This is a genomic window from Ruegeria sp. AB7, from assembly GCF_056542625.1.
The window spans coordinates 1,000,381-1,015,582 of record NZ_JBQGAC010000001.1 but is presented as its reverse complement, the minus strand read 5'-3'; the positions used below and the strand labels follow the sequence as shown (position 1 = coordinate 1,015,582).

General features: G+C 55.7%; 12 protein-coding genes. 6 read left to right on the top strand and 6 right to left on the bottom strand.

From position 1 onward, the window contains the following. The first annotated feature begins 13 nt into the window (after window positions 1–13). The 3 genes from ACR0EN_RS05115 (at window position 14) to ACR0EN_RS05105 (ending at window position 5,916) form a co-directional block, all read left to right on the top strand. On the top strand, window positions 14–904 hold the full coding sequence (locus ACR0EN_RS05115; protein ID WP_170612495.1) for an adenylate/guanylate cyclase domain-containing protein: 891 nt from the start codon (window positions 14–16) through the stop codon (window positions 902–904). A 113-nt stretch (window positions 905–1,017) separates the two neighbouring features. Then, complete coding sequence (locus tag ACR0EN_RS05110; protein ID WP_170396227.1) at window positions 1,018–1,482, top strand: hypothetical protein; 465 nt, start codon at window positions 1,018–1,020, stop codon at window positions 1,480–1,482. A 15-nt stretch (window positions 1,483–1,497) separates the two neighbouring features. Further along, window positions 1,498–5,916: a WD40 repeat domain-containing serine/threonine protein kinase gene (locus ACR0EN_RS05105; RefSeq protein ID WP_480585497.1), complete on the top strand. Its 4,419-nt coding sequence runs from the start codon at window positions 1,498–1,500 to the stop codon at window positions 5,914–5,916. Between the two features lie 71 nt (window positions 5,917–5,987). Here the strand turns inward: ACR0EN_RS05105 and ACR0EN_RS05100 are convergent, their stop codons facing one another. Genes ACR0EN_RS05100 through ACR0EN_RS05075 form a run of 6 tightly spaced genes read right to left on the bottom strand, consistent with a single transcriptional unit; the run spans window position 5,988 to window position 11,212 of the window. Continuing rightward, window positions 5,988–6,926, bottom strand: a complete 939-nt coding sequence (locus ACR0EN_RS05100) for an HAD-IIA family hydrolase (RefSeq protein WP_480585494.1) — start codon at window positions 6,924–6,926, stop codon at window positions 5,988–5,990. Then, window positions 6,890–7,705 (bottom strand): phosphonate ABC transporter, permease protein PhnE, encoded by an 816-nt coding sequence (gene phnE / locus ACR0EN_RS05095; RefSeq protein WP_170396234.1) that lies wholly within the window; start codon window positions 7,703–7,705, stop codon window positions 6,890–6,892. The genes ACR0EN_RS05100 and phnE (ACR0EN_RS05095) overlap by 37 nt, the downstream gene beginning before the upstream one ends. Then, entirely contained in the window at window positions 7,705–8,520 is an 816-nt protein-coding gene (gene phnE, locus ACR0EN_RS05090) for a phosphonate ABC transporter, permease protein PhnE (protein ID WP_170612487.1), read from the bottom strand. The genes phnE (ACR0EN_RS05095) and phnE (ACR0EN_RS05090) overlap by 1 nt, the downstream gene beginning before the upstream one ends. After that, the gene (gene phnC / locus ACR0EN_RS05085) at window positions 8,517–9,311 is read right to left on the bottom strand and encodes a phosphonate ABC transporter ATP-binding protein (protein ID WP_170512785.1); all 795 of its coding nucleotides are present in this window, start codon (window positions 9,309–9,311) and stop codon (window positions 8,517–8,519) included. The genes phnE (ACR0EN_RS05090) and phnC overlap by 4 nt, the downstream gene beginning before the upstream one ends. Window positions 9,312–9,369: 58 nt before the next feature. Beyond that, on the bottom strand, window positions 9,370–10,344 hold the full coding sequence (gene phnD / locus ACR0EN_RS05080; protein ID WP_170396240.1) for a phosphate/phosphite/phosphonate ABC transporter substrate-binding protein: 975 nt from the start codon (window positions 10,342–10,344) through the stop codon (window positions 9,370–9,372). Between the two features lie 13 nt (window positions 10,345–10,357). Further along, window positions 10,358–11,212, bottom strand: a complete 855-nt coding sequence (locus tag ACR0EN_RS05075; protein ID WP_170403399.1) for a DeoR/GlpR family DNA-binding transcription regulator — start codon at window positions 11,210–11,212, stop codon at window positions 10,358–10,360. Window positions 11,213–11,436: 224 nt separating this feature from the next. Here ACR0EN_RS05075 and ACR0EN_RS05070 point away from each other — a divergent pair, with 224 nt between their 5' ends. From ACR0EN_RS05070 to ACR0EN_RS05060, 3 genes are read left to right on the top strand one after another with little or no spacing between them, the layout of a single operon-like run. Then, window positions 11,437–11,901, top strand: coding sequence for an NUDIX hydrolase (locus ACR0EN_RS05070; protein WP_480585491.1), 465 nt, complete (start codon window positions 11,437–11,439; stop codon window positions 11,899–11,901). 59 nt (window positions 11,902–11,960) lie between these two features. Continuing rightward, window positions 11,961–12,986 carry an ABC transporter substrate-binding protein gene (locus ACR0EN_RS05065; protein ID WP_170422361.1) on the top strand — a complete coding sequence of 342 codons (1,026 nt, stop codon included), beginning with the start codon at window positions 11,961–11,963 and terminating at the stop codon, window positions 12,984–12,986. Continuing rightward, on the top strand, window positions 12,987–15,200 hold the full coding sequence (locus ACR0EN_RS05060; protein ID WP_480585488.1) for an ABC transporter permease: 2,214 nt from the start codon (window positions 12,987–12,989) through the stop codon (window positions 15,198–15,200). Window positions 15,201–15,202: the final 2 nt, after the last annotated feature.

The window sequence follows — 15,202 nt, the reverse complement described above, 5'->3', positions numbered from 1 at the left end:
TTCGAGTAGCACCGTGGAAACCAAGCTCGTCACGACCATAATTGCTGACATTTCTGACAGCACTCCGTTCTACGAAGAAATGGGGGACGATCAGGCGCAGCAGTTGATTCAGTTTGAAATCGATCGATTGCGTGAGGTTCTACTTGGGTTTGGCGGAGTTCCTGTGGGGCAAAAAGGCGATGATGTCTTGTCCTATTTCAAGGAACCCGAGGCCGCCGTAAACGCGGTTGTAGAGATGATTCAGAAACCGCCCGGAACATTACTGTCGGTCCACGCGGGTGTTCATCAAGGTCCCGTTGTTATTGGCGATAATGGGATATTTGGCGAAACAGTAAATCTGACCGCACGTTTGGCGGCCGCGGCCAATCCGGGTGAAGCTTGTGTCAGCGAAAGCGTCGCCAAGGATCTAAGCCCCGAAAGTCTCCAGATGCTCACCCCAATCGGATCGCTTCGCCTGAAAGGTGTGAGTGACCCGGTCAAAGCCTATTCAATCGTGGCCTCAACGGACGGGTTAAGCACCGTGATGCATCTGCCGACGCAGACGGCCAGCGGATCTGAGGGCATGCAGCAGAATGAAAGCTTTGCGCTCATTCTTTATCACGACGATCATACCTGGCGGTGTCGGGAAGGCGGGGAGCTAACGATCGGCAGATCCAGTCAATGCGATGTCATCCTGCCTGAGCCGTGGGTTTCGCGACTGCATGCGGTACTCAGCATGAAAGGCGGGAAGCTGATGCTGGCGGATCGCAGTTCGTCGGGAACTTACGTACAATTCGAGAATGCGCGTGAAATCCAGCTTAAGCGCGAGAACATAATGCTGGCCGATAGCGGGCTGATATCGCCTGCACTATCAATTTTGCACTCCGATGCGCGCCCATTAGAGTTTGAGGTCGTCCGCCGATAAACGACGTGGCACGCCTGAATTCTGGCTTCTGTGGTGAAAGTCTCAGAAAGAAACTCGCGATTGTGCTAGAATCGGCACCAATTGCGTATTTCAACCAAGATTGGGAGGGAATGATGTCATTGAATACTTCAGGAAACCAGCTTCGTCAGGGCGCTCTGATCCTGGGTGCAGCTACACTCTTGTTTGGTGCTGATGCAACTGCCCAGTCAGCGATGCCCAATGCCTGCCCTGTGGATGGATGTGAGGTGCAGATTGTATCGGTCGCCAAAGAGGGTGACGAACTGCTTGTAAACTATGACGCGAATTTCACTCCGGACGTATCGAAGAACCATTTCCATACATGGTGGGGCGAAAGCTATTCCGTTGAGCAAGTCGGCAGAAATGCCCAAAGCGAATTCAATGCCGTTCAGGGCAGGTGGCATCGGCACGATGATTACCCAAGCTATGTGACGAAGGAGGCGGCCTCGACATCGGCGCGAGAGGGAGGGACGACACTGTGCGTTACTGCTGCCGATAGGGACCACAACATATTGGATGCGACCAAGTATCATTGCGTGGATGTGCAAGAGCACCTCTGAAGCGCCAAGAATATCATGACTTTTCCCGCGTTCATCGGCCGTTACGCTGTTGACCGTGAAATCGCGAGCGGTGGGTTCGCGGCGGTTGTCCTTGCGCGGGATGACGAGTTGGAGGTTCCGGTAACCCTCAAGATTCTGCACGCCAACCTTGCGACCAATGACAAAGTCATCACCCATTTTCTCGAAGAAGCCCGTCTGTTGCGGCGCATTCGATCTCCGCGTGTTGTCTCCGTGCATGACGTGGGGCGTTTGGAGGACGGGCGGCCCTATTTTGTCATGGACTACGCGGATCGCGGCACATTGGCCGACCGACTAAAGCGTCTAAGCCCCGCTGCTTTGGCCAAACGCGAAGGTGTGGAAATACTGATTGATGCAATGGCAGATGGCTTGTCTGCGGTTCACGACGCGAATGTCGTGCATCGGGACGTCAAACCCGCAAATGTCCTTCTGCAACGAGTGAAGCGGTCCAAAGACGATAACAGCACGACGGTTTCTGATGCTTTGGTCGGCCTAGACGAGAGGGTTTTTCTGGCGGATCTCGGTATTGCGAAGGATTTAGCGATCGGTGTGACCGGCGCGACCATGATGGCTGGGACACCGCTCTACCAAGCGCCAGAACAAGCTGAGCACGGGCAACCCGTGACGCCGATGACCGACATCTATTCGGCCAGCGCGCTGATGTGGCATGTCCTGACGGGAAAGGCGCCGCCGCCATTCCATCGCGTTACCGAGTATCTTTCCAGCCTGCCGGAAATGTGGCGCGATTGCATTGAGCACGGGATGGCAATGGACCCGCAGGCGCGTTTTCTGGATATGGTGTCCTGGCGCAGTGCAATGAATGATGCGTTGGATCGTGACCGGCGAGAGGCCGCATCCGAAGCGGTGACGCAGATATCGGAAAGTAGGGTGGAATGCCCCTACAAAGGGCTCGCCGCGTTCCAGCCAGAGGATTCCGACTATTTCTTTGGACGCGAGGATCTTGTTGAGGAACTTGTGACCCGGCTTCAACAGAGCCGGATATTGGTTCTGGGTGGCTCATCCGGCAGTGGTAAATCATCCGTTCTGCGAGCAGGGCTGCTGCCAGCGATCGCTGCCAACGCGATATCCGGTAGCGAAAACTGGCGCGTTTGTGTTTTTACCCCCGGGCGCGATCCAATGACCGATTTGTACTTTCAACTCATCGGCGACAATTCTCACCTTACGGCTCAGATCTCGCTCAACGACTTCATCGCCTATCCGAGTGCGGCGCGCCGATTGGCCACCGCGAATGAAGGAGAGTTGTTGATCTGCATTGATCAGTTCGAAGAATTGTTCACGCTGGTCAAGCATGAACGCAGAAGCAAGTTCATCGAAGCTTTGTCAGCCATGACGGACCCTGCAGATAGCCGCGTTCGTATCGTGCTGACAATCCGTGCGGACTTTTATGCATCCTGTGCAGAGATACCATGGCTTGCGGATCGAATCTCGGAAAACCAGTTTTTGGTCGGGCCGATGACACGGCCCGAGCTGCGCCGCGCAATCAGCGAACCGGCACATGCAGCTGGTTTGCACATGGACAGGTCCCTTATTGATGCGATCGTTGATGAGGCCGGGCGCGAAGCGGGTTCGCTCCCGCTGGTGGCGCATTCTCTGTATGAAACATGGAGCCGACGTAAAGGTGCGGTCATGTCTCTGGACGGCTACCGTCAGTCCGGTGGTGTCACAGGGGCAATCAGCCAGACAGCAGAGACACTTTTTACAGACGTTTTTGACAAAGTTCAGCAAGAAGCAACCCGGCGGCTATTCTTGCGTCTGGTTACGCCCGGCGAGGGGACACCGGACACACGGCGGTTGTTGCCGATCGATGAGATCGAGCGCGACTCGGACCCGGACACAACGCGGCGGGTCGTTGAAGCTTTGACAGATGCGCGGTTGCTGACGCTGGATGACAAAAATGTTCAGATTGCGCATGAGGCGCTGCTGCGTACATGGCCGCGACTTAATTCATGGATCGAAGAAAGCCGCGATGATCTGCGCATGCGTCAGCGTATTCAGCATGACGCTGCAGAGTGGGATGTTGAAAATCGCGAGCCCGATTTACTTTATCGCGGCACAAGGTTGTTGTCGGCTGAAGAATGGTCGGTGAAGAACCAGAATATCCTCGGTGCGTTAGAGCGGGAATTTCTGGGCGCTGCACGAGATGCGCGTGACCAAGCGCAGGCTGCATCCAAAATGCGCCGGCGTCGGCGTCGACGTATCAATCAAGTTGCCGTTGCTGCCCTTGCCTTGCTGGCCATTGGCGCAACGGTTTCGTCTTTCTTGGCTATCCGCGCGTCCAACCTTGCCGAAAGCAACAGACAGATGGCCGTTGCCGCAACAGCTGAAGCCAATGAAAGGTTCGCAAGGGCGCTAGGCGCTGCGGCGAACGGGTTATCGGATACAGATCCCTTGCTAGCCCTGTCACTCAGCGCCGAAGCGATTGTCCGAGCCGAAACTGCTGGTTCGACATCAGAAGCGAGGGCAGCGATGCTGATGGCTCGGCAAAATCTGGGTGAGGGTGGGCTTGTCCCATTGGGCAGCCCGTTTACGGTTGGTGACGCACAGACGATGGCTATTGATGCATCTGGTACGCGTGTTGCAGTTGGATTGCGTGATGGGCGCATCGTGGTTCATAGGGCTGAATCCGGCGGAGCGGTTATTGCTGAACTGGTGGGGCATTCCGGCGGGATAAGGGATGTTGCATTCTCTCCCGATGGAGAGTTGCTGGTTTCAGCGGCAACGGATGGGGATGTCCGCCTTTGGAATGTTGGTTCGGCCAGATACGGCCCGATCACGACACTGTTCTCTGGCAATGACGTCGCATTTGGCGTGGCCTTTGATTCCACCGGCAAGCGTATCGCGTCGGCGACCGGTGACGGGACCGTTCGCCGCTGGAACGTTTCCAATGGAATGCAAATTGGAGAGCCATTGGCGAAAATGCCGCTGGGCTTCAAAAAGGTCGCGTTTTCGCCCGTTTCAGAAGGACTTGTTGCCGGAAATGTCGATGGTGGCATATTCGGCTGGGTCGACGCAAAGGCTACGCCTGCATTTCCGCCGATACCGGGCGGTCCGCTGGGGCCTGACCCCGATCACCTGTCCTTCAGCCGCGACGGGAGAACATTCGCGGTATCCCATACGAACGGGAAGGTCACGACGATTGGTTTTCCGGATGGTTCTCCAATTGTTGATCGTTTTTCAGATAGTACCGACATCGTAGCAGCAGCATTTACCGCGCCGGACAATCTGCTGGTAGGGGCAGGGGCAGACGGAACGCTGCGATTGGAAAATTCAAACATGGAACGTGTTGGCGATGTGGTGCAAGCGCACAGTCAGAGGGTTGTGGACCTTGAAGTTGCCCAAAATGCCCCGTTGCTGGCGACTTTGGGCCGGGATCAGCAGGTACGTCTCTGGCGGATTGGGACCGACCCCGGCGGCAAAGACACGCTTGTTTTGCAGAACGGGGCAAAGGCGCTGGGCGTCGCTTATACGCCGGATGCAAAGTCTATAGCCATCGGTGACAGTGAGGGGAACATCTGGGTCTGGAAGATGGGGGCTTCCATGAAACCCATGCAGCTGAAGGGGCATGAAAGCCAGGTGTGGGCGATCTCTTTCTCGCTGGATGGCAAAACCATGGTGACTGGTGATCGCGAAGGCGGCTTGAAAATCTGGGACATGGCTGCGATGCGGCTGAAAAATCAACTCGATCTGGGGCAGACTCCCGTCTGGTCGATCATGCCGGGGTCAGGTCCCAAGGTCTTTGTGGCGACAGGAGATGGAGTGCTGCAAATCGATATCTCAGAGGCTGATTTGGTCAAGAGCTTTGCGCCAGCTGACATTCAGGCAAATCGTGTCGCCGTCTCTGAAGATGGCGGCATGCTGGCAGCGGCCTCGGTGGATGGTAAGGTCTATATTTGGTCGATTGGCGACGGTCAGTTGATCAGAGTGATTGAAGCTGATGACAACACGCTTTGGAGTGTTGCTTTCAGTCGTGATGGCACACAGGCTGCAACTGCTTCCAGCGATGAGGTAGTCAAGGTGTGGGATGTTGAAACCGGCGAAGAGCTTGCCGCTTATGGTGGCCATAAGGGTGGGGCGACGGATGTTGCCTTTTTGGCGGATGAGGCAACCTTGGTGGCGATCGACCGATCTGGGGAACTGCATTGGTGGGATACCGCGACGCACCGTCGGCTCATGCCTGTCGAAAAGATCCATGCAGGCCCGACCTGGCGTATCGCGCTGGCACCAGACGGAAATTCTTTTGCGACAACCAGCGAAGCTGGTGATGTTCGGGTTTGGGACAGGTTGAGCTTAGAGGTCGCATGTGCGTTGGGCAGTCCAACCTTCGATGAAGGGCGCAGGGTTCAGTATTTGGGAAGCGATGAGCCAACAACGACCTGTGATGCCTTCGCGAATTGATCACATGGCGAGTATTGAAAAGCACGGGCGGGCGCTTGGATTTGAAGCGGAACTAAGCAGGCGTGATCAGATTATGGTCGGTTCACAACGAAATCCGGCATGATCTGCGCCTGTGTGATTGCGTCATCGACGTCATGCCCTGCGAAAAAACCGTACCCCGAAATCAGGGCCGAGGCGATTCCGGCAGCATGGGCCCCCAATATGTCGGTATGCAAGCTGTCACCAACCATAAGCACGCGAGTTTTATCGACCCGGCCAAGTCGCTTAAAAGCAAAGTCAAAAATATTCTCAAATGGTTTGCCGAAGAATTCGGGTACAACGCCGGTTCGGTCGGCAAGACGGTGCGCGAACAGACCGGGTTCGTTTGAAAATCCGTGCTCGCGTGGTGCGACTAAGTCCGGATTTCCAACCAATACCGGACGCGGGCGTTTTAGCAGGGCTGCTTCCAAATGGGCCTGACGTGCCTCGGACCAGACGGCTGAGCCGATCATCAGAAACCCCTCAGCCGAGTCATAGGGCTCGGGATCGTCATCGAGATAAGTCAGGTTCAAATCTTCCAGGTCGCGAAGGCCGGTGCTGGGTGTTGCCATCAAACCCCAATGCAGCGCGCGTTGACCGCCCAGCTCAGCCAGCAGTGTTGCGCGGCTTGTGATGATATCTTCTGGCGCAAAATCATATCCCAGCTGGGCGTATTTCTCGACGAGCGCCGCATGAGGGTGACCAGCTGCATTCGAGACGACCAGAAGGCGTTTACCCATGGCTTTGAGCTGATCAATCCGCGCGGCTGTACCGGGAATTGCAGTCTCGCCGATATTGAGAACACCGAACGCATCCAGAAGGAATACATCGAAGCCTTCAGCAATATCCATCAAAGTGTTCGCATGCTGATAGGATTGAATAGCTGGTTCAGCAGCCGGAAGCCGATGCCGAACGGCCTCGTAGGCGTCGAAAGCCTCTTGGGTCGTGAAGCGGCTCAAATAATTGCCCCTCGTACTTTGGCAGACACCCATTCGCTGATCATGACGGCAATCAGAATGACGATCAGGATAAGGCTGACCTGCGGCCATGCCAGAACGTTCAGCGACGCCGACAATTGCAGCCCGATGCCGCCTGCGCCCACAAGGCCAAGAACCGTAGACTCGCGAATATTGATGTCCCAGCGGAATACGGCGATCCCGGCAAAGGCGGGCAATATTTGCGGGACGATTCCATAGGCCATGACCTGCCAGCGGGATGCGCCGGTGGCGGTGATGGCTTCGACTTGGGTGTGATCAATTTCCTCGATGGCTTCATAGAGAAGCTTGGCGCAGAAGCCGATCGAACGAATGGCAATGGCGATAACACCTGCGAACACTCCGGGACCAATGATTGCGATTAACAAAAGCGCCCAGATCAACGAGTTGATCGAGCGGGTTGAGACGATGATCAGTAACGCGATGGGGCGGATGAACACGGCCGACGGCGTGGTGTTGCGGGCGGCCAGAAAGGCGACCGGTACGGCAAGGAACAGCGCAATGATCGTACCAAGTGTGGCGATGTTCAGCGTGTCCCAGATCGGGCGGCCTAACTGCGTGATGTAATCCCACTTTGGTGGGGTCGCGCGGGTCCAGATATCGTTCGCGATCCGGGGTGCGTCCCACACAAAGAACCATGTCGTCGAGGCCGAGATGATCTGCCAGCAATAGACAAAGACCGCCACACCCAACAGCCAGCAGAACCAGCGCACAAGGCTTTGACCGGTCGTGCGTCTGCGCCAGATTTGCGTACCTTCATGTTCAAGCACTGGCATTACTGGACCCTCGCGCGGATGATACCCGAGAGGTATTCGAGCGCCATGACGATCCCGATGATCAGGATCAGAATGGCTGCCGCAGTGTCATACTCATAACGGTCAAACGCCGTATTCAGCGTTGCCCCAATGCCGCCGGCCCCCACAAGCCCAAGAATTGCACTTTCGCGAAAGTTGATATCGATCCTGTACATCGACAGCCCAACCAATCGCGGCATGACCTGTGGCTGCACGCCGTAGTTGATCCATTGCATCCATCGCGCCCCCGAGGCTTTGATCGCCTCGGCCTGCACTTTGTCCATGGCCTCGATGTCTTCGGCCAAGAGCTTGGACAGGAAACCGATAGTGGCGAAGGACAGTGTCAGGAAGCCGGCCAAAGGTCCGAACCCAAAGATGGCAACCAGAAGAATGGCGACGATGATCTCTTGCAGGGCGCGGCTGATCGCAACAATGCCTCGGCAGATCACATAGACCGGGAGAGGCGCAATATTGCGTGCAGCGCCCAGTCCGATCGGGATCGATATCAGGATGCCCACCACCGACGCTGCAACCGTCATCACGATGCTCTCGAGAAGACCGCTCCAGATATCGCTCCAGCGCGATATGAAATCCGGGCTTGTGAAAGCAAGGACAAAAGCCCAACCGCGATCCAAGCCTTCATAAACCCGGCCCCAATCCACCTCGATGGTCATAAATGCCGCAATCAGATAGGCGGCGAATCCAACGATCAAGGTCCAGCGCAGTAAGGCGTTTTTGACGAAGGCCGGTTTCCGCCAGCCTTTGCCCAGCAGGTCATCAAGTTCGGGATGGCTCATTCCGCGGCCTCGATCTCTTCGTCGTCTTCAACTTTCTCTATGGTCGCTTCCCAGTCTTCTTCGCCATAGATTTCGGTCAACTTGTCAGGCGTAAGCCCAGAGGGGAGGCCGTCAAATACGATTTCGCCAAAGCGTAGGCCAACGACGCGCGGTACGAACATTTGCGCAAGGGCCACGTCATGAATGTTGATTATCGCGGCTAATCCGCGTTCCTGACACAGCTCGGTAATCAAGCGCATGATCTGACGGCTGGTTTTTGGGTCCAGTGAGGCGGTCGGTTCATCGACCAGCAGAAGTTTGGGATTTTGGATTAGCGCCCGGCATATTCCAACCCGCTGACGCTGACCACCTGACAGTTCGTCCGCGCGTTTGTCGGCCATATGCAACAGACCCACGCGATCCAGCAGGCGGAATGCTTCATCCACGTCAGACTGGGGGTAACGTCGCAGGAAGCTCCGCCAAAACCCAACATATCCCAGCCGTCCCGACAGTACATTTTCCATGACGGTCAGACGTTCAACCAGTGCGTATTCCTGAAAGATCATCCCCATTTCACGACGTGCTTTCCGCAGCGCACTCGAGCCGAGTTTTACCAGATCAACATCATCCAACAGAACCTCGCCACTTGTGGGTTCAACCAAACGATTTATGCAGCGGATCATGGTGGATTTGCCAGCACCAGAAGGCCCGATCAGCGCCAGAACCTGGCCCTTTGGCACATCTAGATCGATCGCCTTCAGGGCCTGATCGCCGGTTTTATAAGTTTTTGTAAGCTTTTGAAGCCGCAGCATTTATGCCCCCGGTTCGGGTGGTAACGGGCCCCGCAGGGCCCGTTGGATGTAGTATCGATTACTGGCAGGCGTAGGAAACGCCGTTAGCCGCGTCAATCTTGCGGATGACGTCCCAGAACTCCTGATATGTCATCTCAAGGAACTGACCTTCGTTCGACTTCGAGAACTCAGCCTCAAGCGTCGTTCCCTCCCAGTCGAAGCTGAAGAAGGCATTGCGGATTTTCTCCTGCAGTTCCGGCGTCAGGTTGTACACGGTTCCAAAGCCTGTCGTCGGGAAGGTCTGCGACTTGTAGATCGTGATTACGTCGTCTTCGTTGATCACATCGCGCGAGATCATCCGCGATTTGACCGAATTAGCGATCGAGGCAGCCAGATAGTCCTTATTGGCGACACCCAAGATCGAGTTGTCGTGCTTGCCCGAATAAACCGGCTCAAAATCGCGTTCGGGTAGCAGATCAAAGTCGCTTTTCAGGATCGCTGACGGCGCTTTGAAGCCCGAGTTCGAAGTGGGAGAAGTAAAGGCCAATTGCTTGCCCTTGATATCCTCAACCTTTTCGATGCCTGAACCGGGATAGGTGATGATCTCCATCTCGTATCCGAAGTTTCCGTCTTTCGACGCCATGATCGTGAAGGGTCGGAAACCAGCACAGTTCACGGCCAACGGGTTTGAACCGGTATTGAAGCCCGCAATATGCAGACGCCCCGAACGCATGGCCTCAATCTGGGCCGCGTTGTTCTGAACTGGAAAGAAAACAACGTCTTTGCCAGTTTCCGCTTTCAGATGATCAAGAAAGTCCGACCAAGCAGTTTTGTATACGGCAGGGTCTTCAACCGGGGTGTAGGCAAAGATCAGAGTATCAGGATCAATCTGATCGGCAGGATCAGCGGGGATATCCGCGATCAGATCGCCATCGGCATCGCAGAACCGCGCATCCAGATCACCGCGCGGGCAGTCTTGCGCCGAAGCCGTGCCCGACAGTGACAAGAGCGCGATTGCGGAAGCTCCGATCAGTAGTTTGATATCAAATTTCATTTCTTCCTCCCAGTCATGCGTGGCTTTTCTGTCCACGGTTTGTCGTTCTTTGTAAGGACTGCTCAGCGACAAGAATCTTCACCCCGGCGTCGTTGATCGCACCAAGCAAATCCCCTGTTGGTTTGGTATCAGTTACGATTGAATTCAGCCCGTCAAGGTCGCCCACACGGGTCAAACCTTTGCGGTCGAATTTCTCGGACCCAATCAGAAGATGTCGCGTCGCGGCGCGTGCCAGCATCATCCGTTTGACGGTTGCGAAACCGCGCACGGTCTCTGACGGCCCTTCTTCTGACAGGCCGGACGCGCCAATCATGCAGCGATCGACGTTGAAACGAGACAGAAAATCCAGTGTATCTGTCCCGATCGTGGCGGACTCGGCGGTCAGATATTCGCCTGGGCATAGAATGACTTCAACGGGTGCGTGACCAAGGGTCATGGCCACCGGTATCGAATTCGTAATTGCCGTGCAGTGAATGCCCCGATACGCCAACATACGGGCCATCTCGATCGTGGTTGAGCCGGAATCGATCATCACCGTCTCGCCTTCCTGAATCAGGTCAGCTGCGCATTTGCCGATCTTTTCCCGCTCATCAAGGCGGGCGTGGGTGCGCTCATCCAGACTTGGATAACGTCCTTGTATCGGGGCAGAGGCACCGCCATGCGCCCGCGAGATCAGCCCATCATCAGCTAGGGCATCAAAATCCCTGCGCACCGTTTCCGCCGAAACATTGAAGCGCTGCGCCAATTCGCTGATCCGGACGTGCGGGCGAAGCTTCAACTCCAACAATATCTCACGGCGGCGGTCGGATTTCTTGAACCGACTCTGGCCCTTGTTGGTTTTCTTATCGCGCGTTTCCGCTTTGGGCATCTGGCAATCCGACTCGGTTTCAATCTCACTTTTGTGGCGTTTCAGTCGTTTTGCAACAATTTCTGTTGCAAAGCCCACGATTCATTGTGAGACTTCAAAGAACTGTTTCTATTTCGAGGCGTAGCAATCGAAGTGCACCGGCGTTCTGGATGTAGCCACCTTGTTCAACAGCACGTATGTGTTGCCATTGCCCTTTGCGTAGTGCCAGAGCCAAGAGCGCGCGCATGAGCAAGACCGAATTCACAGATCAGATCGGTGCGCTTCCGGTGCGATGGGACAAATCCGACAAGCTGCGGGTTCTCATGGTCACTTCGCGTGACCGGGGGCGGTGGGTCATCCCCAAAGGTTGGATGATGGATGGTAAGAAGCCTTGGCATGCCGCTGAAATCGAAGCTTTGGAAGAGGCCGGAGCGGTTGGCTTTATCTCCAAGAAATCGATCGGGTGCTTTCACTATGACAAGCGATACGAGGGTAAAAGCAGCGTGCCTTGCCGCGTAACGCTTTATCCGTTGATTGTGGAACGGCTCAAACGCCGTTGGAAGGAACGCGACGAACGCAAGCGCCACTGGTTCTCACCTGCCAAGGCCGCAAAGCTTGTCGAAGAGAAAGAACTGGTGCGTTTGTTAAAGAGCCTGTCAGATAATCAAGAGACGTTGGCTGTTATCGAAAAATTGCGAAAGGCCGCATGAGGAAGGGCATATAAGAGCCGGGAAATCCGGACGCAGTGAACTTAAAGGGAGAGAAATCAATGAAGAAATTTACATCCACAACGTTGGGATCGCTTATTGCCCTTGCCGCATCGATGTCAGCGGCACAGGCTGACAAGTTGACACTTTATTGTTCTGCGCAAGAGGATTGGTGCCAGCTTATGGCGCGCAGTTTTGAGGACGCGACCGGCATCGACGTTAATATGACCCGTAAATCCTCGGGTGAGACATTTGCTCAGATCCGTGCAGAGAGCTCCAACCCAAAGGGTGACGTTTGGTGGGGCGGAACGGGGGATCCGCATCTGCAGGCCGCAGAAGAGGGCCTGACGATGGAATACATGTCGCCGATGCGTGACCAGCTTCATGATTGGGCGATTTCTCAGGCGGAAAGCGCGGGTAACAAGACCATCGGCATCTATTCAGGTGCGCTTGGTTACGGCTACAATGCCGATCTTGTCGCCGCGAACAACCTTCCCGAACCTGCTTGCTGGAAGGACCTTCTGAAGCCCGAGTACAAGGGGCACGTTCAGATGGCGAACCCGAACTCATCAGGTACGGCCTACACGACCCTGGCCTCGATGGTGCAAATCTTCGGCGAGGACGAAGGATTTGAGTTCATGAAGGGGCTGCATTCGAACATCAACCAATACACCAAGTCGGGCTCGGCACCGATCAAGGCTGCTGGTCGAGGCGAGAATACAATTGGTATCGTTTTCATGCATGACGCAGTAAAGCAGGCGGTATCGGGTTTCCCGATCAAAGTCGTCGCGCCATGTGAAGGTACTGGTTACGAGATCGGTTCGATGTCGATCATCGAAGGCGCGCGCAACGAAGATGAGGCCAAAAAGTTCTATGACTGGGCATTGTCGCCCGAGGCGCAGAACCTCGCCCTTCAGGTAAATGCCTTCCAAGTGCCGTCAAACAAAGGTGCTGAAACTTCGGAAAGCGCGCCTGACATGAGCCAGATCAAGCTGATCGACTATGACTTCAAGAAATACGGCTCGTCGGATGAGCGCAAGCGCTTGCTGCAGAAATGGGACGAAGAGGTTTCGGTACTGCCGCAGTAAATGACTGACGACACGACAAAAACGACCCATCCGGTTCTGATCTTCTGGGTCATCGCCGGGTGGGTCGGATTCTGCCTGCTGCCGTGGTACATGGTTGACGGTGGCCTGTGGTCGTTCGAGTGGCTGCTGGACGGCTACCCTTTCGACGAAGATTATGCTCCTGCTGCCTTTCTAATTGGGCAGGGTGAAAAGCTGTGGCTTGCTCCGCTTCTTATTGCACTCTTGCTGCCACTTCTGGTGTTAAGACGCGCCAAATCAGATCCGCTTTATGCGCGAATTCTGATCCTGTCAGGGGCACTGGGCTTCGGCTGGCTGATCGCACAAGGGTTCAGCATCGGAATCCGAGGCTACAATTTCGATTGGCTGGAAGCCTTGTTCGGAGAGCTCGGTGATCGGCAATTCGGCATGGGCTATGGCGCGATGATCTGCGCGTCGAGTTTTCTGTTCCTTCTGACCCAGGGTGTCGCCGCGCGTGGGGCTATTAACGGAGACGTCTTCGTGGTCAGCGCCATCGGTGGTGTGATCACCATCGTCACCGCGTTTGTATTCTTTCCTATCGCCAAGATGCTGTTTGCTGCCTTTGTGACGGAAGAGGGCGCGTACTCCATCGCAGTGTTCTTCTCGAAATTCTTTGACGACCGGCTATGGGGGTTGGGTTGTTTCTGGGGTGCGCGATGCGGGGCGGCATGGAACTCACTGTTTCTGGCCATCCTCGTCGGCTTCATCACCACTGCGCTCGGCTTGTGCTTTGCGCTTGTCGTGACCCGCTCGGGCTTTCGGTACAAGCGCGCGTTGCGCGCACTGACGGTTCTGCCGATTATCACGCCACCGTTCGTGATCGGCCTAGCGCTGATACTGCTGTTTGGATTGTCGGGTTCAGTAACGCAGTTCTTTGCCGAATTGTTCGGCACCCAACCCACTCGCTGGCTGTATGGCATGCCGGGTGTTCTGATTGCGCAGACGTTGGCATTTACACCCATCGCCTTCCTTGTACTGATTGGCGTCGTTGAAGGGGTGTCTCCCTCGATGGAAGAAGCGGCACAGACACTGCGCGCCAGCAGGTGGCAGACGTTCAAAACTGTGTCCCTGCCGTTAATGCGCCCTGGCCTTGCCAATGCTTTCCTTCTGGGCTTCATCGAAAGCATGGCGGATTTCGGCAACCCACTGGTTCTGGGCGGCAATTTCGACGTGCTATCGACCGAGATATTCTTTGCCATCGTGGGCGCCCAGTACGATCAAGGCCGCGCTGCGGTTCTGGCCATGGTGCTTCTGTTCTTCACGCTTTCAGCCTTCTACGCGCAGCGAGCCTGGCTGGGTAAGAAAAGCTACACCACAGTCACGGGCAAAGGTGACGCTGGCGTACATCCATTGATGCCAACCGGCCTTTCCATCCCGGTGCTAACCGTCGCCCTTGGCTGGGCCGTGTTTACCATCGTCGTCTACGCCATGATCGTCTACGGCAGTGTGGTCGAGCTGTGGGGGGTCAACAATTCCCTGACGTTCAAGCACTACGTCACTGCGTTCTCGGTTCGGTTTGAAGCAGAGGGTATTCGCTGGACAGGAGCCGCATGGGACAGTTTCTGGACGACTATCACCATCGCCGCAATTGCTGCTCCACTGACGGCTGCCGTGGGGCTCGTGACGGCCTACCTTCTGACCCGACAGAGTTTCGCGGGTAAAGATGCCTTTGAGTTCGGCACCATGCTGTCCTTTGCCATCCCCGGTACCGTGATCGGTGTCAGCTACATTCTCGCCTTCAACGTGCCACCGATCGAGATCACGGGCACGGGTGTCATCCTTGTTGTCAGCTTCATCTTCCGCAACATGCCGGTCGGTGTCCGGGCCGGCATCGCCAGCATGTCGCAACTGGATCGCAGCCTGGACGAATCCTCGCTGACGCTGGGCGCAAATTCCTGGCAGACTTTCCGCCGGATCATCCTGCCTCTGCTACGCCCGGCAATTCTTGCCGCCCTTGTCTACAGTTTCGTGCGGGCCATGACGGCGATTTCGGCGGTGATTTTTCTGGTCAGCGCGGAATATGACATGGCGACCAGCTATATCATCGGGCGGGTCGAGAATAACGACTATGGTCTCGCCATCGCCTATTCCACCACACTGATCTTTGTGATGCTGTCAGTGGTTGCCCTGATGCAGTTGATCGTGGGCCGGACCAAGATCGGGCGACGAATGACGCAGTCGCGGACCAATGTTTAGGA